General features: G+C 72.3%; 21 protein-coding genes. 13 read left to right on the forward strand and 8 right to left on the reverse strand.

The window, feature by feature from the left end:
* Positions 1-5 precede the first annotated feature (5 nt).
* The 4 genes from MFF64_RS08630 to MFF64_RS08645 form a co-directional block, all read right to left on the reverse strand.
* Positions 6-440, reverse strand: coding sequence for a GlcG/HbpS family heme-binding protein (locus tag MFF64_RS08630; RefSeq protein ID WP_099903443.1), 435 nt, complete (start codon positions 438-440; stop codon positions 6-8).
* A 111-nt stretch (positions 441-551) separates the two neighbouring features.
* Entirely contained in the window at positions 552-1,415 is an 864-nt protein-coding gene (gene purU, locus MFF64_RS08635; RefSeq protein ID WP_099903441.1) for a formyltetrahydrofolate deformylase, read from the reverse strand.
* A gap of 47 nt (positions 1,416-1,462) precedes the next feature.
* On the reverse strand, positions 1,463-2,044 hold the full coding sequence (locus MFF64_RS08640) for a class I SAM-dependent methyltransferase (RefSeq protein WP_238190435.1): 582 nt from the start codon (positions 2,042-2,044) through the stop codon (positions 1,463-1,465).
* 53 nt (positions 2,045-2,097) lie between these two features.
* Positions 2,098-3,966 (reverse strand): ABC-F family ATP-binding cassette domain-containing protein, encoded by a 1,869-nt coding sequence (locus tag MFF64_RS08645; RefSeq protein ID WP_238190437.1) that lies wholly within the window; start codon positions 3,964-3,966, stop codon positions 2,098-2,100.
* A gap of 138 nt (positions 3,967-4,104) precedes the next feature.
* On the opposite strand from MFF64_RS08645, the gene MFF64_RS08650 reads away from it, so the two are divergent.
* Both MFF64_RS08650 and MFF64_RS08655 read left to right on the forward strand, forming a co-directional pair.
* The gene (locus MFF64_RS08650) at positions 4,105-5,436 is read left to right on the forward strand and encodes a nucleotide sugar dehydrogenase (RefSeq protein WP_099903844.1); all 1,332 of its coding nucleotides are present in this window, start codon (positions 4,105-4,107) and stop codon (positions 5,434-5,436) included.
* 129 nt (positions 5,437-5,565) lie between these two features.
* The gene (locus MFF64_RS08655) at positions 5,566-6,252 is read left to right on the forward strand and encodes a Crp/Fnr family transcriptional regulator (protein ID WP_238190439.1); all 687 of its coding nucleotides are present in this window, start codon (positions 5,566-5,568) and stop codon (positions 6,250-6,252) included.
* A 52-nt stretch (positions 6,253-6,304) separates the two neighbouring features.
* Here the strand turns inward: MFF64_RS08655 and MFF64_RS08660 are convergent, their stop codons facing one another.
* A complete protein-coding gene (locus tag MFF64_RS08660; RefSeq protein ID WP_165795717.1) occupies positions 6,305-7,522 on the reverse strand; it encodes an aminotransferase-like domain-containing protein in 1,218 nt (405 codons plus the stop codon).
* Positions 7,509-8,327, reverse strand: a complete 819-nt coding sequence (locus MFF64_RS08665; RefSeq protein ID WP_238190441.1) for a pyridoxal-phosphate dependent enzyme — start codon at positions 8,325-8,327, stop codon at positions 7,509-7,511. The genes MFF64_RS08660 and MFF64_RS08665 overlap by 14 nt, the downstream gene beginning before the upstream one ends.
* A gap of 84 nt (positions 8,328-8,411) precedes the next feature.
* Between MFF64_RS08665 and MFF64_RS08670 the strand changes: the two genes are divergently transcribed.
* Both MFF64_RS08670 and MFF64_RS08675 read left to right on the forward strand, forming a co-directional pair.
* Positions 8,412-8,867: an Lrp/AsnC family transcriptional regulator gene (locus MFF64_RS08670; protein ID WP_238190443.1), complete on the forward strand. Its 456-nt coding sequence runs from the start codon at positions 8,412-8,414 to the stop codon at positions 8,865-8,867.
* Positions 8,868-8,911: 44 nt separating this feature from the next.
* On the forward strand, positions 8,912-9,934 hold the full coding sequence (locus tag MFF64_RS08675) for an NAD-dependent epimerase/dehydratase family protein (RefSeq protein WP_238190445.1): 1,023 nt from the start codon (positions 8,912-8,914) through the stop codon (positions 9,932-9,934).
* Between the two features lie 49 nt (positions 9,935-9,983).
* Here the strand turns inward: MFF64_RS08675 and MFF64_RS08680 are convergent, their stop codons facing one another.
* Complete coding sequence (locus MFF64_RS08680; RefSeq protein ID WP_238190447.1) at positions 9,984-10,616, reverse strand: TetR/AcrR family transcriptional regulator; 633 nt, start codon at positions 10,614-10,616, stop codon at positions 9,984-9,986.
* A 156-nt stretch (positions 10,617-10,772) separates the two neighbouring features.
* Here MFF64_RS08680 and MFF64_RS08685 point away from each other — a divergent pair, with 156 nt between their 5' ends.
* The 8 genes from MFF64_RS08685 to MFF64_RS08720 all read left to right on the forward strand — a co-directional run bounded on the left by MFF64_RS08685 (position 10,773) and on the right by MFF64_RS08720 (position 20,065).
* Positions 10,773-12,083 carry an HlyD family secretion protein gene (locus MFF64_RS08685; RefSeq protein ID WP_238190448.1) on the forward strand — a complete coding sequence of 437 codons (1,311 nt, stop codon included), beginning with the start codon at positions 10,773-10,775 and terminating at the stop codon, positions 12,081-12,083.
* Positions 12,084-12,259: 176 nt separating this feature from the next.
* On the forward strand, positions 12,260-13,822 hold the full coding sequence (locus tag MFF64_RS08690) for a DHA2 family efflux MFS transporter permease subunit (RefSeq protein ID WP_099903820.1): 1,563 nt from the start codon (positions 12,260-12,262) through the stop codon (positions 13,820-13,822).
* Between the two features lie 356 nt (positions 13,823-14,178).
* Positions 14,179-15,264: an ABC transporter ATP-binding protein gene (locus MFF64_RS08695; protein WP_099903822.1), complete on the forward strand. Its 1,086-nt coding sequence runs from the start codon at positions 14,179-14,181 to the stop codon at positions 15,262-15,264.
* The gene (locus MFF64_RS08700; protein ID WP_238190450.1) at positions 15,261-16,172 is read left to right on the forward strand and encodes an ABC transporter permease; all 912 of its coding nucleotides are present in this window, start codon (positions 15,261-15,263) and stop codon (positions 16,170-16,172) included. Before MFF64_RS08695 ends, MFF64_RS08700 begins: the two co-directional genes overlap by 4 nt.
* A 43-nt stretch (positions 16,173-16,215) precedes the next feature.
* Positions 16,216-16,995: an ABC transporter permease gene (locus MFF64_RS08705; RefSeq protein ID WP_099904184.1), complete on the forward strand. Its 780-nt coding sequence runs from the start codon at positions 16,216-16,218 to the stop codon at positions 16,993-16,995.
* 42 nt (positions 16,996-17,037) lie between these two features.
* A complete protein-coding gene (locus tag MFF64_RS08710) occupies positions 17,038-17,217 on the forward strand; it encodes a hypothetical protein (protein ID WP_099904185.1) in 180 nt (59 codons plus the stop codon).
* A 185-nt stretch (positions 17,218-17,402) separates the two neighbouring features.
* Positions 17,403-18,485, forward strand: a complete 1,083-nt coding sequence (rutA, locus tag MFF64_RS08715) for a pyrimidine utilization protein A (RefSeq protein ID WP_099904187.1) — start codon at positions 17,403-17,405, stop codon at positions 18,483-18,485.
* Positions 18,482-20,065, forward strand: a complete 1,584-nt coding sequence (locus MFF64_RS08720) for an amidase (RefSeq protein ID WP_238190452.1) — start codon at positions 18,482-18,484, stop codon at positions 20,063-20,065. The genes rutA and MFF64_RS08720 overlap by 4 nt, the downstream gene beginning before the upstream one ends.
* Before the next feature lie 4 nt (positions 20,066-20,069).
* Here MFF64_RS08720 and MFF64_RS08725 read toward each other — a convergent pair whose 3' ends face one another.
* Positions 20,070-20,315 (reverse strand): hypothetical protein, encoded by a 246-nt coding sequence (locus tag MFF64_RS08725; RefSeq protein ID WP_099901645.1) that lies wholly within the window; start codon positions 20,313-20,315, stop codon positions 20,070-20,072.
* Between the two features lie 65 nt (positions 20,316-20,380).
* Here MFF64_RS08725 and MFF64_RS08730 point away from each other — a divergent pair, with 65 nt between their 5' ends.
* Complete coding sequence (locus MFF64_RS08730) at positions 20,381-21,025, forward strand: MFS transporter (protein WP_342352939.1); 645 nt, start codon at positions 20,381-20,383, stop codon at positions 21,023-21,025.
* Positions 21,026-21,048 lie beyond the last annotated feature (23 nt).

Raw genomic sequence — 21,048 nt, forward strand, 5'->3', positions numbered from 1 at the left:
CGGGCTCAGGCGCCGGTCTCGGCCTGGAGCCCGGCGGCCTCGATCCCGGCGAGCGCCGCCTTCTCGTCGTTGTCGGAGGTGTCGCCCGAGATGCCGACGGCGCCGACGAGCTTGCCGTCGCGCTTGATCAGCACGCCGCCCGGAACCGGGATGAGCCCGGCCGGACCCGCCACATGGGTCACGGCCGCGACGAAATAGGCCTGCTCCTCGGCCCGCCTGGCGATGGCCCGCGAGCCGATGCCCAGCGCCAGCGCGCCGTTGGCCTTGCCGGTGGCGATCTCGGCGCGCTTGAGGCTGGTGCCGTCCTCCACGCCCGCCGCCTTGAGGGCGCCGCGGGCGTCGAGCACCACCACCGCCAGGGGCTTCAGCCCGAGGTCACGGCCGGCCTTGAGGGCGGCGGTCACGATGGTCGAGGCGGCGTCGAGGGTGAGGTCGGACATTGGGAACTCCGGGTGGTCGCGCGGGCGGAGCCCCGCGCAGGCGTCGTGACCGGATTACCCGGCGGGACGGGCGGCGCCAAGCAGGTCACGCCGGCGCCCCACCCATCGCCCTCAATCGGTGAACACCACCGTCTTGCGGCCGTTGGCGATCACCCGGTCCTCCAGCACGTAGCGCACGGCGCGGGCCAGCACCCGGCGCTCGATGTCGCGGCCCTTGCGCACGAGGTCGTCGGGGGTGTCGCGGTGCGAGATGCGCTCGACGTCCTGCTCGATGATCGGCCCCTCGTCGAGATCGCCGGTGACGAGGTGCGAGGTGGCGCCGATCAGCTTCACGCCGCGCTCATGCGCCTGGTGGTAGGGCCGCGCGCCCTTGAAGCCGGGCAGGAACGAGTGGTGGATGTTGATGCAGCGGCCCGAGAGCTTGTGCGAGAGGTCGTCTGACAGGATCTGCATGTAGCGGGCGAGCACGACCAGCTCGGCCCCGGTCTCCTCGATGAGGCGCCACAGGGCGGCCTCCTGCTGCGGCTTGGTGTCCGGCGTGATCGGCAGGTGGTGGAACGGCACCCCGGCGAGGTCGGCGGCGCCGTAGATCTCGCGCGGGTAGTTCGAGACCACGGCGCAGACCTCCATCGGCAGTTCGCCGATGCGCCAGCGGTAGAGCAGGTCGTTGAGGCAGTGGTCGAAGCGGGAGACGAGCAGCATCACCCGCCGCCGCTCGGCCCGGTCGCGCAAGGTCCAGTCCATGCCGAAGCGCTGCGCCACCGCCGTGAAGCCCTCGGCGAGCGCGTCGCGCCCGGGCTCAGCCCGAACCGGGTTGAACACGATCCGCATGAAGAACCGGCCAGTCTCGACGTCGTCGAATTGCTGCGCGTCGAGGATGTTGCAGCCGGCCTCGAACAGGTAGGCCGACACACCGGCCACGATCCCCGGGACGTTGGTGCAGGAGAGGGAGAGGACGTAGGAGGGGGTGGTCATGGCTGCCCGGGCTGAGACGACGTTTGTCACCGCCCTAGGCGATCGTCTCAGGTGCGTGAAGCCCCCCGGCCGCCTTCCTTGACGAAAGCAATTCGATCCCACGTGACGCCGGGACGGCCGAGCTGGGCATCCTCGTCGGTGCGACACAGGATGCACTGCAAGCCCTGCGCCCGGGCGAGATCGATCGTCTCGGATGCGGTCACGTCGAACATCCGGCGCCCGGGCGGCACGGGCCCATGGCGCAGCGACAGCGCCATCACGCCCCCGACGCGCATCAGGCCGGCGATGCGCGGCATCGCGGAAAGCCGCTCGCCCGCGTCGAGATGCATCCAGACGGCGGTGAGCATCACGACATCGAAGGCCTCGCCGTACCCGGCGAGCGCAGGCAGGTCCGGCAGGCCGTCGTCCAGCCACGCGATCTGCGGCAACGGATGCAGGGCGACCGCCCGCAGGCGCAGCTCGGCCGTCGGCTCTACAGCGGTCACGCGGTAGCCGAGGGCAGCGAAACCCGCAGCGTCGCGCCCGGTCCCGGCACCGACATCAAGGATATGGGCCGGGGGCGCGGGGAGCAGGGGCAGGATCGAGGCGTGGATGTCCGCGAAAGCGATGCTCTCGTACTGCGAGACCAAAGTCTCGGCCTCGGCCGCGTAACCGGCCGTGCCGTGCAGGGAACCGTCGTCCCTCACCCCTCCGCCTCCAGCTCGCCGCTCATCTCCAGCCACTCCTCCTCGGCACTTCCCAGGGCCGACGCGGCCTCGGCCCGCATCCGGGCGAGTTCGCCGGCCTTGGCGGCATCGGTGCGGAAGGCGGTGCCGTCGGCGAGCGCCGCGTCGATCTTGGCGATGGCGGCGGAGAGCTTGGCCATCCGCGCCTCCACCGCCTCGAGCTTGCGGCGCAACGGCGCCAGCGCCGCCCGGCGCTCGGCGTTGGAGCGGCGCTCCACCGCCTTCGCGCCGCCGGTGGATTCCTGGGCTTTCTGGCCTTCCGTCTCCGGGCCGGCCAGCACCAGGCGGCGGTAATCGTCCATGTCGCCGTCGAAGGGCTTCACGGTGCCGTTGCGCACGAGCCAGAGCCGGTCGGCGCAGGCCTCGACCAGGAAGCGGTCGTGGCTCACCAGGATGACCGCGCCCTCGTAGTCGTTGATCGCCTCGACGAGGGCCTGGCGGCTCTCGATGTCGAGGTGGTTGGTCGGCTCGTCGAGGATCAGGAGGTGGGGGCCGTGGAAGGCGGCGAGCCCCATCAGGAGCCGCGCCTTCTCGCCGCCGGAGAGCTGCGAGACCGGGGTGTCGGCCTTGTGGCCGGGGAAGCCGAGGCGGGCGGCGGCGGCGCGGGCCTTCGCCTCCGGCACGTCCGGCATCAGGTCGCGGACATGGGCGTAGGCGCTCTCGGCCGGCCGCAGCTCGTCGAGCTGGTGCTGGGCGAAATAGGCGACGTTCATCTTGCCCCAGCGCCGCACCTCGCCGGAGAGCGGCTCGAGGCGCCCCCCGATCAGCTTGCAGAAGGTCGACTTGCCGTTGCCGTTGGCCCCCAGCAACGCCACCCGGTCGTCGGGGGCGAGGCTCAGGTTCAGGCCCGTCAGCACCGTGCGGTCGGGATAGCCGGCCTGGACCCGCTCCATCGCGACGAGCGGCGGGGACAGGGCACGCTCCGGGCTCGGCAGGTGGATCACCGGCACGTCATCCTCGATGAGCGCCGCGATCGGCTCCATCTTGGCGAGCCGCTTCATCCGCGACTGGGCCTGGCGGGCCTTGGTCGCCTTGGCCTTGAAGCGGTCGACGAAGCTCTGGAGATGGGCGCGTTCCGCCTCCTGCTTCACCCGCGCCTTGGCCTGGAGCATGCGCTTCTCGGCGAGCTGGCGGGCGAAGGAGGTGTAGCCGCCGCGATAGAGCGTGAGCTTGCCGCGGTCGAGATGGAGGATGTGGTCGACGGAGGTGTCGAGCAGGTCGCGGTCGTGGCTGATGATCAGCGCCGTGCGCGGATAGCGCTCGAGATAGTCGTAGAGCCAGAGCGTGCCCTCGATGTCGAGGTAGTTGGTCGGCTCGTCGAGGAGCAGCAAGTCCGGCTCGGAGAACAGCACGGCAGCGAGCGCCACCCGCATCCGCCAGCCGCCGGAGAAGTCGGAGCAGGGCCGGGCTTGCGCTTCGGCGTCGAAGCCGAGGCCGTGCAGGATCGCGGCGGCCCGGGCCGGGGCCGAATGGGCGTCGATGTCGACGAGCCGCGTCTCGATCTCGGCCCGGCGCAAGCCCTCGGCGGTCTCGGCCTCCTGCATCAGCCGCGTCCGCTCGGTATCGGCGGCGAGCACCACCGCGTGCAGGGTCTCGGGGCCGGCCGGCGCCTCCTGCGCCACGCCGCCGATCCGGGTGCCCTTCGGCAGGCCGATCGTGCCGCCCTCCGTCGGGATCTCGCCCTGGATGATCCGGAACAGGGTGGTCTTGCCGGCACCGTTGCGCCCGACGATCCCGACCCGCGCCCGCTCGGGCAGGGCGAAGCTGGCATGGTCGAGGATCAGGCGGTCGCCGATCCGGTAGGTGAGGTCGTTCACGCGGAGCATGGCGGCGTTGTGGGGGCGGCGCGCGTGGGAGGCAAGGGGCGGAACGGCGAGGGGGCTCCGTGTTGACAGCGCGGGCCCCCGCGCCGTGTAAGCGAGGCCATGGTACGCGAAGCCATGACCGCCGAGCCCGGACCCGCGATGACGTCCCCCTCCGATACCCTAGGCCGGCTCCTCTCCGAGCGCCGGGCGCTCATCGGCATCGTCGGCCTCGGCTATGTCGGGCTGCCGCTGGCGCTCGCCGCCCTCCGGGCCGGCTTCCCGGTCCTCGGCTTCGATGTCGACCCCGGCCGCGTCGCGGCTTTGAACCGGGGCGAGGGGGCGTTCCACCACATCCCGGGCGAGGCCTTGGGCCCGGCGCTCGCGGCCGGCACCTTCGAGGCCACCAGCGACATGGCGCGGTTGCCTGAGCCCGACGCGGTGCTGATCTGCGTGCCGACGCCGCTCACCCGCCACCGCGAGCCCGACCTGTCCTACGTCGAGGCCACCGCCCGGGCGATCGCCGCGACCTTGCGGCCGGGCCAGCTGGTGGTGCTCGAATCGACCACCTATCCGGGCACCACCGCCGAGGTGATGCGGCCGATCCTGGAGGCCGGGGGCCTGCGCTCCGGACGCGACTTCTTCCTCGCCTACTCGCCGGAGCGCGAGGATCCGGGCAATGGGGAGTTCGACACCGCCCGCATCCCGAAGGTGGTGGGGGCGGACGATGCCGCCGCGCGCAGCCTGGCGGAAGCGCTCTACGGCGCGCTGGTGGTGCGCACCGTGCCGGTCTCCTCGGCCGCCGCGGCGGAGGCGGTGAAGCTGACCGAGAACATCTTTCGCTCGGTCAACATCGCCCTCGTGAACGAATTGAAGCTCGTCTACGACGCCATGGGCATCGACGTCTGGGAGGTGATCCAGGCGGCGGCCACCAAGCCGTTCGGCTTCATGCCGTTCCAGCCCGGGCCGGGCCTCGGCGGCCACTGCATCCCGATCGACCCGTTCTATCTCGCCTGGAAGGCGCGGGAATTCGACGTGCCGGCCCGCTTCGTGGAGCTGGCCGGCGAGGTCAACACCCGGATGCCCTACCACGTGGTCGAGCGCCTGGCGGCCGCCGTCGACCGCACCGGCCGCGCCTTCTCGAGCGCCCGGGTGCTGGTGCTCGGCCTCGCCTACAAGCGCAACGTCGAGGATACCCGCGAGAGCCCGGCCCTGAAGCTGATCCGGCTGATCGAGGCGCGCGGCGCGATCGCGCAGTACCACGACCCTCTGGTGCCGGTCCTGCCGGCGACCCGCGAGCACCCGGACCTCGCCGGGCGGCGCTCGGAATCCCTGACGCCGGAGACGCTGCGCGCCGTCGACGCGGTGCTGATCGCCACCGACCATGACGGCGTCGATTACGGGCTCGTGGCGGCGGAGGCCCGGCTGATCGTCGATACCCGCAACGTGATGGCGCGACATGGGCTAACAGGTGCGACGATCGTGAAGGCGTAGAACCGGAAAAAACCGTCGGCCGATCGACACATGACCGGGGTGCAAGCGGCGCCGCACCCTGGCGAGCGGAGCCGCGCCGGGCTAAGAACGCGGGGGCAACACCCGCATGCGCGGGGTCGAGGGCAGCAGATGGGTCGGCTCGCAGGTTTTCCCCTCTTCAAGGACGCGGGCATCGACCTGATCTCGTACGAATCGCGCTGCATCTGGCGCCGGTTCGACGCCAACGAGATCCTGGTCGATTTCGACGACGCCTCGACCGACGTCTACCTGCTCGCCGCCGGCGAGGTGCGGATCCTCAACCGGACGCAGTCGGGCAAGGAGGTGATCCTGGGCGAGATGCGGGCCGGGGAGTTCTTCGGCGAACTCGCCGCCATCGACGGGGTCAGCCGCTCGGCCAACGTCACGGCGCTGACCCGGGGCGAACTCTGCGTGGTGCCGGCCCCGGTCTTCCGCGAGATCGTCTTCGCCGCCCCGCCGATCGCCGACCGGCTGCTGCGGCTCCTGGCGAAGCGCGTGCGGATGCTCAACGCCCGGTTGATGGAGCACGCGGTTCTCGACCTGCGCCACCGCCTCTACGCCGAGCTCCTGCGCCTCTCCACGCCCCGGCCCGGCACCGACGGCGAGCGCGCGGTGAGCCCGCCGCCCTACCACCACGTGCTGGCCGCCCGCATCGGCTGCCGCCGCGAGCAGGTGACGCGGGAATTCACCGTGATGGCCCAGGAAGGCCTCGTCGACCGCACTCGCGGCGCCCTCATCCTGCGCCGGCCGGACATCCTGGAAGCACGGGTGGCGGAGGCGCTGAGGGAGGACGCGTAGCGTCTGCCTGCGGATGCGCGAGCGCCTTCGCGCGAAGACCGGTCCCGGCCGTCTACTCTGCCGCCAGAGCCTGCGCGAGGCGGGCCGCCGCGGTGGCGAGCTCCGCCGGGCGGCACGACGCGAAGCCGAGGAGAAGGCCGGTCCTGTCGGCCGCGCCCGCGTAGAGCCGGGAGAGGGGGAGGATGTCGAGGCCCTGCCGAGCGGCCCGCGCGGCGAGCGCGACATCGTCCCCGCCGTCGCGCAGGGTCGCCAGGAGTTGCAGGCCCCCCGCCGGCGTCGCGACGGCCAGCTCATCGGGGCAGTGGTGCTGCAACGCGGCAACGAGCCGGTCCCGCCGCTCGCGGTAGAGCCGCCGCACCCGTCGCACATGGGCCCGGTAATGCCCGCGCCGGATGAACAAGGCCAGAGCGTCCTGGATGTGTGACGCCGCGATCAGGCCCACCTGCCGCTGGGCGGCCAGGATGGTGGCGAGGAGCGGCCGCGGCACGACCATGTAGCCGACCCGGATCGCCGGAAGCGTCGCCTTGGCGAAGGTTCCGGCGTAGACGACGCGCCCGGCCTCGTCGAGAGCCTGCAGGGCAGGGACCGGCGCACCGTCGAAGTGGAACTCGCCGTCGTAATCGTCCTCGACGATGATCGCCCCCGTCGCCTCGCCGAGGCGCAGGAGCGCGCGACGCCGGGCGAGCGGCATCAGGCATCCGGTCGGGAACTGGTGCGAGGGGGTCACGACGACGAGCTTCGGCGGCGGGGCATCCCCGGGGAGCGTGAGGCCTGCCGCATCGACGGGAACCGGGCGGATGCGCGCCCGGGCCGAGGTGAGGGCGGCCCGGGATCCCGGATAGCCGGGATCTTCCATCCAGGCCTCGTCCCCCGGGTCGAGCAGGATGGCGGCGACCAGCGCCAGGGCGGCACGGGCGGTCGGGAGGATGACGACCTGATCCGGCTCGGCCCGTACGCCGCGCTGGGCGGCGAGGTGATCGAGCAGTGCCTCCTGAAGGGCGGAACTGTTGGTGACGAAGGGGCGATCGAGCGGCGCACCGCGGCCCGCCTCGCGCAGGCAGCGGGCCCAGGCGGCGTGCGGGAATTCCCGAGGATCGGCGAAGCCGGTGCGGAACGGCCGGAGCCCAGTCTCCGCCGGCGCGTCCGGCAGGGCGGCGGCCCAGGCGGAGAGCGGCGGCGTGGCCGGCCGGACGCGGGAGGTCGGCGCGAGCCCGTCCGCCGAGCCGCCACGCACCGGGCCGTCGTCGACCCGACCGTCATGGATTGCCACGACCGGGCGGCATCTCGGCCGCCGTGTGGAGATCGCCCGGCACCCGGACCGGCCGGCCGGCGGCCAGCGCCGGGGCGAGGCAGGCCGCCTGCTCGGGCTCCACCGCCACGACGAGGCCGGGAGGCGCGAGCCAGCCGGAGAGCCCCTCCGCCATCGCGGCGGCGAGGCCACCGACGCCGGCCTGGACGAAGAGATGGGTCGGGCGGTCGCGGCCCTCGGCCTGGTCGCGGATCTCCGCTGCCATCACGCCGTACCCGGCCATGACGTCGCGTACGATCGGATCATCGGGGTCGTCGGTGGTGTCGGCGACGAGCAGCCCGGCGCCCGACCTCGCCGCCGTGGCCGCGGCCTCGACCGCGTCGTCGTAGGTGCCGGCGACCCGGACGATCGCGGCGCCCTCGTCGGCAATGCGCCTCGTCCGCGCCGGCGGCACGCCCGCATGCAGGAAGACCCGCGCCGAAGCACCGGCGAACCGCGCCGCCGCCGCCACCGCCAGGCCGTGATTGCCGTCGCTGGCGCAGACCAGCGCCGGCTGCCCGGACGGCCGGGCAGCCAGCAGCCCGCGCAGATCCATTCCGGCGGCGCGGGCGAGCGCCGTGAGGCCGGCATAGGTGCCCCCCAGCGACTTGAAGCTGCCGAGCCTGCGGCGCCCCTCGTCCTTGGCGAGGACCTGCGCGACGCCGAGCCGCCGCGCCAGCGCCGGAAGGGCGACGAGGGGCGTCGGTGCATAGGCCGGATCGAGGTCGCGCAGGGCGGCGGCGATCGCCGCGATCGGCAGGGGCGGGGAGAGGGCGGGATTGATCATGGCCGGAAGGGTGCCGGAATCGCGTGACGATTGGCGCCGAATCCGTGTTACCTCGCGACGGTTTCCGTCATTCTCGAGTGATCCATGCCGGAAAGCGCCACCCTCGACCGGTTCGACCATGCCCTGCTCGCCGCGGTCCAGGCCGACAACCTGACGCCGGCGCGGATCCTGGCCGAGCGGGTCGGCCTGTCCGAGAGCGCGGTGCTGCGGCGCCTGAGGCGGCTGCGGCAGGAGGGCATCATCGTCGCCGACGTGGCGGTGGTGCACCCCGCGGTGCTCGGCACGCCGCTCTGCCTGCACGTGCTCGTCTCGCTGGAGCGCGAGACCTCGGACCGGCTCGACGCCTTCGTGCGCGGCTTGCGCGAGCGGCCGGAGGTCCGGGCGGCGTGGTACGTCACCGGCGAGGCCGATTTCGTGCTCGAGCTGCGCCTGGGCTCGATGGCGGATTACGAGGCCTTCACCCACGCGGTGTTCCACGACGACCCGAACGTGCGGGCGTTCCGCACCCTGGTTGCGATGCGGCAGGTGGTCGGGATCTGATGATCGGGGTCCGACGGCCCCGGGCGGTCGAACGGGGGCGGCGGATGCGGTTTCTGGTGCTCGGCGGCACGCAGTTCCTCGGGCGGGCGATCGCGGAGCACGCGGTCGGGCTCGGCCACGCGGTGACCTGCGCAGCGCGGGGGCTCTCAGGCGCGGTCCCGCCGGGCGCCCGGTTCGTCGCCATCGACCGCGACCGGCCGGACGGACTCGCGGGGCTCGGGCGGGACCGGTTCGACGCGGCCGTGGACGTGGCGCGCCATCCGGGCCAAGTCCGGCGGGCGCTGGCGGCGCTCGAGGGCCGCGTCGGCCACTGGACCTTCGTGTCGACGACGAGCGTCTACGCCGACACCGTGACGAGGGGGCAGCGGGCCGGCACGGCGCCGCTCCTCGCGCCGGCGGAGGACGGGCCGTACGGCGCCGCCAAGGTCGCCTGCGAGAGGCTCTTCGGCGGCGACGCCCTGATCTGCCGCGCCGGGCTGATCGCCGGCCCGGGCGACCCGACCGGGCGGTTCCCGTACTGGGTCGCGCGGCTCGCCCGGGGCGGCGAGGTGCTGGCGCCGGCCGAGCCCGAGGATCCGGTCCAGCTCATCGACGGGCGCGACCTCGCGGACTGGATCGTCCGCGCGGCGCGAGCCGGCCTCGCCGGACCGTTCGATGCGGTCGGGCCGGCCTGCACCCGGCGCGCCTTCCTCGAACGCTGCGCCGCCGCCCTCGACGCGTCGTGCACCACCACCTGGGTCGATCCGGCCTTCCTCGACCGCCACGGCGTCGGGCGCGAATCCGGCCCGTTCTCCCTGCCGCTCCCGCTGCCGGACACGATCGGCGACGCCTCGCGCGACGTCTCGGCGACGCTTGCGGCATGGCTGACGGTGCGGCCCCTGGAGGAGACCGCCCGCGACACCCTGCATTGGTTGAAGGCCGGGAACGGCCCGGTCACGGGCCTCACGGCGGCCGAGGAGGCGGCGCTCCTCGCCGCCTGGCACGCGGCCGAGCGGTGTTATACCGCCGTGCCTTCGAACGGACGCGCTCGAAGGTGCCAGGCAAGCCCGAATGGGCGCCGGCGCTGATGCGCCGGTCGCCTTCGCATCGACGCGTCGATGCGAAGGCGCGAGGGTGTTAGAGCCCCTCCGGCCCGTAGGCTGCCAGGAAGACCCGCACGGCCTCCGCGACCCAGTAGGTCGTCTCGGCCTCGGTCGGCGGGTCGCCGACGGAGAAGAGCAGCCGGCGCATCGTCGTGGCGGCGCAGAGGTCGAAGAAATGGCGGGCGGCGAGGTCGGAATCCATCGGGCGCAGGCGGCCGGCGGCGACCTGGGCGTCGAGATAGGCGCGCAGGCGCGCCCGGCCGAGCAGCGGCCCGGCCTCGTAGAAGGCCCGGCCGAAACGCGGGAACTTCTCCGCCGCGCCGATCACCATCCGGACCGAGGCGATGTGGTCCGGCCGCACCATCGCCTCCATCAGGCTGGTGCCGAGGCGGCGCAGGACGGCGGCGACGTCGGGATCGTCGTGGTCGAGGCGACAGATGTTCTCGGCGAGCGTCCGCTTCTCCTCGATCGTCAGCGCCTCGAACAGGGCCTCCTTGCTCTCGAAGTAGACGTAGAGCGTACCCTTCGAGACGCCCGCCGCCTTGGCGATCGCCCCCATGCTGGCCCCGTCGAAGCCGCTGGCGAGAAACACCTCGCGGGCCCCGTCCAGGATCTGGCGGCGCTTGTCGGTGTCGGCGGACGAGGGGCTGAGGGAAACGTCGCTCATGATCGGGGCCATTGTGGGGGCGCGGCCGCCGCGGTCAACCGGGCTTGTGCACCGCACCCGACATCGATTGACCGAACGGTTCGGTCAACGTAGTATCGCGGTCGTTCGAGAGCCGTCAACCGATTCGCACGGGGGCGGCGGGGACGGATGAAGACGATGGCGTTCCGAGACGATTACGCGCAGGGCCGGCCCGACGGCGAGGCGGCCGGCAGGGCCGCGCCCCAAGTCACAGCGCCCCAGGTCACAGCGCCCCAAGTCACCGTACCCCAGGTCACCGCGCCTCTGGCCGCCGCGCCCGCGCCGACCCCCCAGCCGCCCGCCGAGGCTCCGCCGATCAAGGGCAAGCGCCCGCTGCGCCGCCTGGTCCTGCTCGCGCTGCTCGCCAGCGGTGGCGCCTACGGCGCCTATGCGGGGCACGAGTGGTGGACGACCGGCCGCTTCTTCGTCTCGACCGACGACGCCTACGTCCAGGCCGACATCTCGACGCTCGCCGCCAAGGTGCCGGGCTATCTCGAGGCGGTGCCGGTGGTGAACGGCCAAGCGGTCAAGGCCGGCGACGTCATCGCCCGGATCGAGGACGGCGACTACCGCCTCGCCCTCAAGGCCGCCGAGGACAAGCTGGCGACGCAAGGGAGCACCATCGCCCGCATCGCCCGCCAGGCCGAGGCCGCCCGCGCCCAGGTGCTCCAGGGCCAGGCCCAGATCGACGCCGCCAAGGCCGACCAGGTGAGGGCGGCGTCCGACTACCAGCGCCAGCAGCAGCTCGCGCAATCCGAGTTCGCCGCCAAGTCGCGCCTGGAGCAGTCGCGGGCCGACCGCGACCGGTCGGACGCCACCGTGAAGGGCGCCGAGGCCAACCTGATCGCCCTCCGGGCCAACGTCGCGGTGCTGGAGGCGCAGACGAAGGAGGCCGAGAACCTGGCCGCCGAGCTGCGCACCGCCGTCGACCGGGCCAAGCGCGACCTGTCGTTCACGGTCCTGCGGGCGCCCTTCGACGGGGTGATCGGCAACAAGGCCACGGAGGCGGGGGCCTACGTGGCGCCGGGCTCGCGCATCGCCGCCCTGGTCCCGCTGCAGAGCGCCCGGGTCGACGCCAACTTCAAGGAGACCCAGCTCGGCCGGGTCCGGGCCGGCCAGCCGGTCCATATCCGGGTCGATGCCTGGCCCGACCGGGAGATCGTCGGCACCGTCGAGAGCCTGTCGCCGGCCTCCGGCTCGGTGTTCAGCCTGCTGCCGCCGGACAACGCGACGGGCAACTTCACCAAGATCGTCCAGCGCCTGCCGGTGCGGGTGCGGGTGCCGGAGGCGGTCGCCCGCGAGGGCCTGCTGCGGCCGGGTCTCTCGGTGGTGGTGCGGGTCGACACGCGCGGCCTCGACGAATCGCAGCCGCCGGCCCCGATCGAGCCGCATCAGGCGGTGTCGGAGGGGAAGGCCGCTCCGTCGTCGCTGCGTACTGCGGGTCGCTGAGGCGGGCAGAGATCGTGGGCCCGCTCGCCCTCGCTGAAGGGCTCCGATTGATCCGATCCAGTATTCATTGAGCTCGGGAACGCGTCTCCCGCGTGAAAATGGGAGATGCGCTTAAATATTATCAGAGCGAGCCAAGCAGACTCGTCTACCCTTACAATCGAGCAGGCATCCAAGACATGGCCGCGACCCCCGTGCCCGCCGACGCACCGATCGACCGCCGCCGGATGGTGGCGTTCGTCTGCATGGTGTTCGGGATGTTCATGGCGATCCTGGACATCCAGATCGTCTCGGCCTCGCTCGCCGAGATCCAGGCCGGGCTGTCGGCGTCGGCCGACGAGATCCCGTGGGTGCAGACGAGCTACCTGATCGCCGAGGTAATCTCGATCCCGCTCTCGGGCACCCTGTCGCGGGTGCTCTCGACCCGCTGGATGTTCGTGATCTCGGCCGGCGGCTTCACCCTGATGAGCCTGATGTGCGCCACCTCGTCGTCGATCGGCGAGATGATCGTCTGGCGCGCCGCGCAAGGCTTCATCGGCGGCGGCATGATCCCGACGGTGTTCGCCTCGGCCTTCACGATCTTCCCGGCCTCGAAGCGCAGCATCGTCTCGCCGATGATCGGCCTCGTGGCGACGCTCGCCCCCACCATCGGCCCGACGGTCGGCGGCTACCTGACCGACCTGTTCAACTGGCACTGGCTGTTCCTGGTCAACATCGTGCCGGGCATCTTCGTCACGGTCTCGACCTACCTGCTGGTCGATTTCGACAAGCCGAACCTCGACCTGCTCAAGCGCTTCGACTGGACCGGCCTCGCCCTGATGGCGGCGTTCCTCGGCTGCCTCGAATACGTGCTGGAGGAGGGACCGACCCACGACTGGTTTCAGGAGGAGGCGATCTTTCTCGCGGCGATCGTGTGCGGCGTCGCCTGCATCGGCTTCTTCTGGCGAGCGTTCACCGCCGAACAGCCGATCGTGGACCTGCGCGCCTTCTCCGACCGCAACTTCGCCGGCGGCTGCCTGTTCAGCTTCGTCATGGGCATCGGCCTCTACGGCCTGACCTACCTGTATCCGGTCTATCTCGGCCGGGTCCGCGGCTACTCGGCCCTCCAGATCGGCGAGACGATGTTCGTCTCAGGGCTGTGCATGTTCGCGACGGCCCCGATCGCCGGACGCCTCTCGGGCAAGGTCGACCCGCGGATCATGATGGCGATCGGGTTCACGGGCTTCGCTGCCGGCACCTGGATCGTCACCGGCATCACCAAGGACTGGGACTTCTACGAGCTGCTGCTGCCGCAGGTCCTGCGCGGCTGCTCGCTGATGCTGTGCATGATCCCGATCAACAACATCGCGCTCGGCACCCTGCCGCCGGCCCGGATGAAGAACGCGTCCGGCCTCTACAACCTCACCCGCAATCTCGGCGGCGCGGTCGGCCTGGCGCTGATCAACACCGCGCTCAACGACCGTTGGGACCTGCACCTCGCCCGCCTGCACGAGCGCTTCACCTGGACCAACCCGATGGTGCTGGAGCGCCTCGAGAGCATGGCGAAGGGCTTTTCCGGGCTCGCCGGCAACCCGGACGCCATGGCGCTGAAGGCGATGATGAACACGGTGCGGATCCAGGGGCTCCTGATGAGCTTCTCCGACGTGTTCCTGATTCTGACGGTGCTGTTCGTCCTGATGGCCTGCGCCACGCCGCTGATCCGCCGGCCGCGCCCGGGCGGAGCGGGGGCCGACGCTCATTGACGGGCGCGGGGCCCCCCACGCAATAAAAGGCGCCCCTCCCCGGATGGAGAGAGACGCCAAGTCTGCGACACGTCTCGGGAGGAGATGCGGACGCCGTCCGGGTCGAAGGACCCAGCGGACGGGATCAACGCGTGTCACCGGGAAAATTACACCCAGACCGTGCGTTCCCGCAAGTCAGCATACCCCTCGACCTTGGTCCGGGGCGGGCGAGGAGAGGTTACTTCTGCGTCACCTGAGCCGCGCGGGCCGGGTCGGCGCCTCGGGCGCGACGCAGCCTCTCCCCGGCCGGGGCCTTCCCGGGCGGGGCGGCCCGCGGTAAGGGTCGGCTTCCCGCCCGCCCGCGCCGCCCGGACGACGTGACGACGCCTGCTCCCCCTCCCGCCACCGGCCGCCTCCGTTTCGAGGCGATCTCGAAGCGCTTCGACACCCATCTCGCCGTCGACGGCGTCGATCTCGATCTCGCGCCCGGGGCGGTCTTCTGCCTGCTCGGACCCTCCGGCTGCGGCAAGTCCACGCTCCTGCGCCTGACCGCCGGCTTCGAGGAGCCGAGTGCCGGGCGCATCCTCCTCGACGGGCAGGATCTCGCCGGGGTGCCGCCGCACCGCCGCCCGGTCAACATGATGTTCCAGTCCTACGCCTTGTTCCCGCACCGGGACGTGGCGAGGAACGTCGCCTACGGGCTGGAGCGGGAAGCTTTGAGCCGGTCCGAGATCGCCGCCCGGGTCGCCGAGATGCTGCGCCTGGTGCAGCTCGAGGCCTTGAGCACCCGCCGGCCCGACCAGCTCTCCGGTGGCCAGCGCCAGCGGGTGGCGCTCGCCCGCGCGCTCGCCAAGCGGCCCCGGGTGCTGCTCCTCGACGAGCCGCTGGGCGCCCTCGACCGTGCCTTGCGGGAGGAGACGCAGGCCGAGCTGCGGGCGCTGCAGCGCCGGCTCGGCACCACCTTCGTGGTCGTCACCCACGATCCAGCCGAGGCGATGGTGCTCGCCGACCGCATCGGCGTGATGGCGGCGGGCCGGCTGGTCCAGGTCGGACCGGCGGCCGAGCTCTACGAGCGTCCCGCCACCCGCTACGTCGCGGGCCTCCTCGGCGACGTGAACCTGATCGAGGGCCGGCTTGGGGAGGGCGGGGCCGGGACCCTGCGCAGCCTCGACACGCCGCTCGGCCCCTTGCGGGCCTTCGACCATCACGGCGCCGGCGCCGCGGGAGCCCCGGGCCTGCTCGCCCTGCGGCCCGAGCGCCTGACCCTCGGGAGCGAGGGGCTGCCGGGCACGCTCCTCGACGCGACCTATCTCGGCGAAAAAATCCTCTACCGGGTCGGGATGGCGGACGGGCGGGTGCTGCGCGCGTCGGGCGCCCCCGGCGCGGGCTTCAGCGCCGGCGCCCCGGTGCACCTCGCCTTCGCGCCCGAGGCCGCCTCGCTGCTGCCGGCGGAGCCGGCATGACCGGGCGCCTGCGCGAGTCCCTGCGGCGCTTGCGCCTGCCGGCGGTGCCGCTCCTCTGGCTCCTCGCCTTCTTCGGCCTGCCGTTCCTCGTCGTCGTCAAGATCAGCCTGTCGGACCCGGCGACGGCCTTGCCGCCCTACACGCCGGTGCTCGACTGGGATGCGGGGCTCGCCGGCTGGGCCGACGTGCTCGCCGCCCTCGACTTCGAGAACTACCGCACCCTCGTCGCCGACCCGCTCTACCTCGAGGCGGGCCTGACCTCCCTCGCGGTCGCGCTCGGCGCGACCGGGCTGCTGGTCCTCGTCGGCTATCCGATCGCCTACGCCATGGCGCGGGCGCCGAAGGCCTGGCAGCCGCTCCTCGTCGCCCTGATGGTGATCCCGTTCTGGACGAGCTTTCTGATCCGGGTCTACGCCTGGATCGCGATCCTGAAAGGCGACGGGCTCCTCAACCAGGCGCTCATGGCGCTCGGGCTGATTTCGAAGCCGGTCGAGATCCTCAACACCCCGGCGGCGGTGATGATCGGGGTGGTCTATGCCTACCTGCCGTTCATGGTGCTGCCGCTCTACGCGGTGCTCGAGCGCCTCGACCGCGGGCTGGTCGAGGCCGCCCGCGACCTCGGGGCGAGCCGGCTTTCCGCATTCCGGACCGTGACCCTGCCGTTGTCGCTGCCCGGCCTCGTTGCCGGAGCGCTCCTGTGCGTCATCCCGATCACCGGCGAGTTCATCATCCCGGACCTGCTCGGGGGCCCCGACACGCTGATGCTCGGGCGGGTCCTGTGGAGCGAGTTCTTCTCCAACCGCGACTGGCCGCTCGCCTCCGCGGTGGCGGTGGTGCTGCTCGTGATCGTGGCCGGCCCGGTGGTGCTGTTCCGCGAGGCCGAATCCCGCCGCCTGGAGCGACCTTAGATGAGTGACCTTAGATGAGCGACCCGAGAGCGAGCGCCCGTCGATGAGCCGCGCCCACCCGCTCGCCTGGGCCGCGCTCGGCCTCGGGATGGTCTTCCTGTACGGGCCGATCCTGCTGCTGGTCGTCTACTCGTTCAACGCGTCCCGCCTCGTCACGGTCTGGGCCGGGTTCTCGACCCGCTGGTATGCCGGCCTCCTCGACAACGGCCCGCTGGTCGAGTCCGCCCTCGTCACCCTCAAGGTGGCGCTTGCCTCGGCCGGCCTGGCGACGATGCTGGGCACCCTCGCGGCCCTCGCCCTCGACGGGCGCCGGCGCTTCCCCGGCCGGCCGCTCCTCACCGGGCTCGTCTACGCCCCGATGGTGATGCCGGAGGTGATCACCGGCCTCTCCCTGCTGCTGCTCTTCGTTGGCCTCGGCATCCCCCGCGGCTTCTGGACCATCGTGATCGCCCACGCGACCTTCACGCTCTGCTTCGTCGCGGTGGTGGTGCAGGCCCGCCTGCGCCACCTCGACCGCTCGCTCCTCGAGGCCGCCGCCGACCTGGGTGCTGCGCCCGTCACGGTGTTCCGCACCGTGACCCTGCCGCTGATCGCGCCAGCCGTCATCGCCGGCTTCCTGCTGGCCTTCACCCTGTCGATGGACGACCTCGTGATCGCGAGCTTCGTCTCCGGGCCGGGCGCCACCACCCTGCCGATGCGCCTCTACAGCCAGGTCCGCCTCGGCGTGACCCCGGAGATCAACGCGATCTCGACCCTGCTGATCGGGGCGGTGAGCCTGGCGGTGCTGGGGGCCTCGGTGCTGACGGCCCGGCGGGGGCGCTAGCCGGTCACGATGGGGCACGGGCCCAGGACCGTGGCGCGGTCCATGCTCCTGTCCGAATACGAATCGGGATGGCGGAACGTCGCCGCGGGTATGAAGGCCCTGGTCGACGATCTCGCGTTCGATATCATCCCCGTCACGGCCGCAGTGGCTGACGATTGCGCAGCCGCCTATGCCAAGTGGGCAAGGGTGTGCATCCGGAGGGTGTGCATCCTGTCGCCCTGAACATGGGGGATTGCTTTGCCTGCGTGCTCGCCGAGGCACGCGGATGCCCCTTGCTCTTTGTCGTCGACGATTTCGCTCGCACCGATGTGACGAATGCGCTGAGCACGGCGCGGGAAACGGCCCCGATCCTGCAAAGCCGCTTCGGACGGCCTGATCGCCGCCCACCGGAACCCGGAGCTTCGTGCATGGATGTCGGCGTATTCATCCCGATCGGCAACAACGGCTGGCTGATCTCGGAAGCGGCCCCGCAATACAAGCCGAGCTTCGCTCTCAACAAGGCGATCGTGCAGAAGGCGGAGGCCTACGGGCTCGATTTCGCCCTCTCGATGATCAAGCTGCACGGCTTCGGCGGCAAGACCGAGTTCTGGGACTACAACCTCGAATCCTTCACGCTGATGTCCGGCCTCGCGGCCGTGACCGAGCGGATCAAGCTCTTCGCCTCGACCGCGGTGCTGACCCTGCCGCCGGCTCTCGTCGCCCGGATGGCGACCACGATCGATTCGATCGCCCCGGGCCGCTTCGGCGTGAACATCGTCTCGGGCTGGCAGAAGGCCGAGTACGCGCAGATGGGCCTGTGGCCCGGCGACGAGTATTTCGGCTACCGCTACGATTATTCGACCGAATACGTCCGGGTGATGAAGGAGCTGTGGGAGACCGGCCGTTCGGACTTCCAGGGCGAGCATTTCCGGATGGAGGGCTGCATGATGAAGCCCGCGCCGTCGGGCCCGATCCCGATCGTCGCCGCCGGCCAGAGCGGGCGGGGCATGGAATTCGCCGCCACTTACGCCGACTACAACTTCGTCCTCGGCACCGGCCTCAACACGCCCACGGCCTGCGCCCCGACCTGCGCCCGGCTGATCGAGGCCACCGCCCGGACCGGGCGCGACGTCGGCTCCTACGTGCTGATGATGGTGATCGCCGACGAGACCGACGCGGCGGCGGAGGCACGCTGGATGGCCTACCGCCAGGGCGCCGACATCGCGGCGCTGGCCTGGATGCTCGACCAGAGCACACAGGACAAGAACGCCTCGGCGGATTCGACCGCGACCTGGATGAACCTCCCCGAGGGCGCGGTGAACTTCAACATGGGCACGCTCGTCGGCTCCTACGCCAAGGTGGCGCGGATGCTCGACGAGGCGGCTTTGGTTCCGGGGGTGAAGGGGATCATGCTGACCTTCGACGACTTCCTCGAAGGCCTCGATATCTTCGGCACCCGGATCCAGCCGCTGATGGCCTGCCGGCAGGATCGGCGGGAGATCGCCGCGTGACGGTCTCCGACGCGCTCATCGCCCGCACCATCCTGGCCGGCACGGTGGCGGAGGCGGCACCGGCCCGGGACCTGCCCTCGGCCTGGGAGCGGGACGCGCCCGAGCCGGCCCAGGCCGAGCGGCGCCTGCTCGAGGCCGCACACGCGATCGGAGACGCGGCGCCCATCGTTCCGCCCCTGCCGCCTGTGCAGGCCGGCCCGCTCCACGCCCTCGGGATCGGCGCACTCCAGGCCGCCTTCGCGGCGGGAGCGACCGATCCGGTGACCCTCGTCGACGCCCTCAAGGCGCGCATCGCCCGCCACCCCTCCGGCCGCGATGCGGTCCTGGCCTTGGTGCCGGGCGCCGAGACCGCCGCCGAGGAGAGCGCCCGACGGATCCGCACCGGCGAGGCCCGCCCCCTCGAAGGCGTGCCCTTCGGCGTCAAGGACATCGTCGACTGCGCCGGCGCGCCGGTGACCTGCGGCTCGCACCTCACCGGCGCCCGGGTGGCCGACACCGACGCGACCGTGGTGGCGCGCCTGCGGGCGGCGGGCGCGATCCCGCTGGCGATGCTCGCCACCACCGAGTTCGCCTGCGGCTCGGCCCACAATCCGCGCTACGGCGCGGTCGCCAACCCGTGGAACCGGGCGCGCTGGACCGGAGGCTCCTCCACCGGCTCCGGCGCGGCGCTCGCCGCCCGGCTGATGCCCCTGGCGCTCGGCACCGATACCGGCGGCTCGATCCGGGTGCCCTCGGCCTGGTGCGGCCTCACCGGCCTCAAGCCGACCCGCGGGCTGGTGCCGCGCACCGGCGTCGCGCCCCTGTCCTGGACCCTCGACCATGTCGGCCCGATGGCCCGCTCGGCCGAGGACCTTGCCCGGGTCATGCCCTGGATCACCGGCCCCGACGGCGCCGACCCGCACGCCGCCGGCCGCTACGACGCCACCCGGGCGAAGGGACTCTCGGGGCTGCGGGTCGGCGTGCCGGACGGCTGGTTCACGGCGATGCAGGACGAAGCGGTGCTCGCCGCCTGGCAGGCGATGCTGCTCGTGCTGGAACGGCAGGGCGCGCGTCTCGTGCCGGTCGATCTCGGGGCGATCGCGACCGCGCACCAGGACGGCTACACGATCGTGATGGCGGAGCTGGCCTCGCTCCAGGAGCCCGACCTCGACCGCGCCGCCGCCCTCGATCCCGGCACCCGCGCCCGGCTGGAGCAGGGCCGCCTCTTCTCCGCCACCGACTACCTGCGCGCCCTGCGCCGCCGGCCCGTCGTGCTGGAGCAGGTTCTCGACGCGCTCGCCGCGGTCGACGTGCTGGTGACCCCGGGCCTCGGCGGCGAGGCGGCCTCCCTCGACACCCTCACGGTCGAGGTCGACGGCGCGGCCCACCCGCTCCAGGCGGTGCTGCCGCGCAACACGATGCTGTTCGACTATACCGGCCTGCCGGCCCTGATGCTGCCGACCGGTCGCGGCCGCACCGGCCTGCCGGTCGCCGCGCAGGTGGTGGCGAAGCCGTACGACGATGCGTTGTGCTTGGGCGTGGGAGCGGCGTTCCAGCGGGAGACGGGGCACCATCTCGCGGCGCCGCCGGAGGCAGGGTGACGGCTCACCGCGCGAGCGTCGTCCCTGCCGCCGCGACGAGCCACGCCGCCATCGCGGGGGCGACCGCGTCGGCCTGATCGCTCCAGCGCGCTACCTGGATCTTCGAGGAGGGCCGTATCTCGGCCCGCCGCACCAGCCGGGTCAGACGGCGGCGGCGGAGCGCGTCGGCGACGAGGAGCGAACGCGCGAAGACGATACCGTTGCCGTCATGCGCTGCCTGCAAGGCCGCGCTGATGTCGCGAAAGCGCATTGCGGGCGGGCGTCGTCCGTCGTCCGTCGTCGCCGAGCCACGTCAACCAGGACCATTCGGTGGCGATGCCGTCGGCGGCGTGCCCCTTCGCGAGGAGCGGGAGGCGGCACCAATCGTCCTCCCGGCTGGCGCGACGGAGCACGGGGGCGACGACCGGGAAGACGATCTCGGCAGGCGACTGGCCCGTCCTGGGCTACCTGACGGTCTTCCTCATGGCGGCGTTCGGGCTGGGCACGCAGGCGGCCGGCGTCGCGTTGCTCGCGGCGACGCTGCCGATGCTGGTGCTGCCCCCGCTGGGCGGCCACATGGTCCGGCATCTCGGCGGGCGGCGCTCGTTCGGAAGTGCGCTCGCCCTGGTCGTTCTGGGGGATGCGATCCTGGTGGGAGCGGCGCTCGCCGGCTCTTCCGCCCTCACCGGCGCGCTCGTCGGCATGGCGGCCGTCGGGGCCGGGGCGGCCCTCGCACATCCCCAGCTCACCGGGGCCGTCGTCGCCCTCGCGCCGCCCGAGGCGGCTGGCATGGCCTCGGCCCTCACGATGGTGGCGCGTCAGGCCGGGTTCGTGCTCGGGGTGGCGGCGCTCGGCGCGCTGGCGCCGACGATACCGGGTGGTACGGGATACGCCGCCGTCTTCGCCTTCGCCACCGCTGCCGGCCTGATCGGAGTCGCGGCCTCCCGCGTGCTTCCGGACGGCGCCGCGCGACGGCGATGATGCCTCATGCCGGGCAGGCGTCC

The sequence above is a fragment of the Methylobacterium frigidaeris genome (assembly GCF_022179185.1).
Classification (GTDB): domain Bacteria; phylum Pseudomonadota; class Alphaproteobacteria; order Rhizobiales; family Beijerinckiaceae; genus Methylobacterium; species Methylobacterium frigidaeris.

Coding starts and splice junctions, on each gene's coding strand:
- MFF64_RS08645 (WP_238190437.1), bottom strand. CDS start 3,966: ATGCTCCGCGTGAACGACCTCACCTACCGGATCGGCGACCGCCTGATC.
- purU (WP_099903441.1), bottom strand. CDS start 1,415: ATGACCACCCCCTCCTACGTCCTCTCCCTCTCCTGCACCAACGTCCCG.
- MFF64_RS08670 (WP_238190443.1), top strand. CDS start 8,412: ATGCCGGAAAGCGCCACCCTCGACCGGTTCGACCATGCCCTGCTCGCC.
- MFF64_RS08665 (WP_238190441.1), bottom strand. CDS start 8,327: ATGATCAATCCCGCCCTCTCCCCGCCCCTGCCGATCGCGGCGATCGCC.
- MFF64_RS08650 (WP_099903844.1), top strand. CDS start 4,105: ATGACGTCCCCCTCCGATACCCTAGGCCGGCTCCTCTCCGAGCGCCGG.
- MFF64_RS08710 (WP_099904185.1), top strand. CDS start 17,038: ATGCTCCTGTCCGAATACGAATCGGGATGGCGGAACGTCGCCGCGGGT.
- MFF64_RS08680 (WP_238190447.1), bottom strand. CDS start 10,616: ATGAGCGACGTTTCCCTCAGCCCCTCGTCCGCCGACACCGACAAGCGC.
- MFF64_RS08655 (WP_238190439.1), top strand. CDS start 5,566: ATGGGTCGGCTCGCAGGTTTTCCCCTCTTCAAGGACGCGGGCATCGAC.
- MFF64_RS08630 (WP_099903443.1), bottom strand. CDS start 440: ATGTCCGACCTCACCCTCGACGCCGCCTCGACCATCGTGACCGCCGCC.
- MFF64_RS08690 (WP_099903820.1), top strand. CDS start 12,260: ATGGCCGCGACCCCCGTGCCCGCCGACGCACCGATCGACCGCCGCCGG.
- rutA (WP_099904187.1), top strand. CDS start 17,403: ATGGATGTCGGCGTATTCATCCCGATCGGCAACAACGGCTGGCTGATC.
- MFF64_RS08685 (WP_238190448.1), top strand. CDS start 10,773: ATGGCGTTCCGAGACGATTACGCGCAGGGCCGGCCCGACGGCGAGGCG.
- MFF64_RS08700 (WP_238190450.1), top strand. CDS start 15,261: ATGACCGGGCGCCTGCGCGAGTCCCTGCGGCGCTTGCGCCTGCCGGCG.
- MFF64_RS08725 (WP_099901645.1), bottom strand. CDS start 20,315: ATGCGCTTTCGCGACATCAGCGCGGCCTTGCAGGCAGCGCATGACGGC.
- MFF64_RS08675 (WP_238190445.1), top strand. CDS start 8,912: ATGCGGTTTCTGGTGCTCGGCGGCACGCAGTTCCTCGGGCGGGCGATC.
- MFF64_RS08730 (WP_342352939.1), top strand. CDS start 20,381: ATGCCGTCGGCGGCGTGCCCCTTCGCGAGGAGCGGGAGGCGGCACCAA.
- MFF64_RS08705 (WP_099904184.1), top strand. CDS start 16,216: ATGAGCCGCGCCCACCCGCTCGCCTGGGCCGCGCTCGGCCTCGGGATG.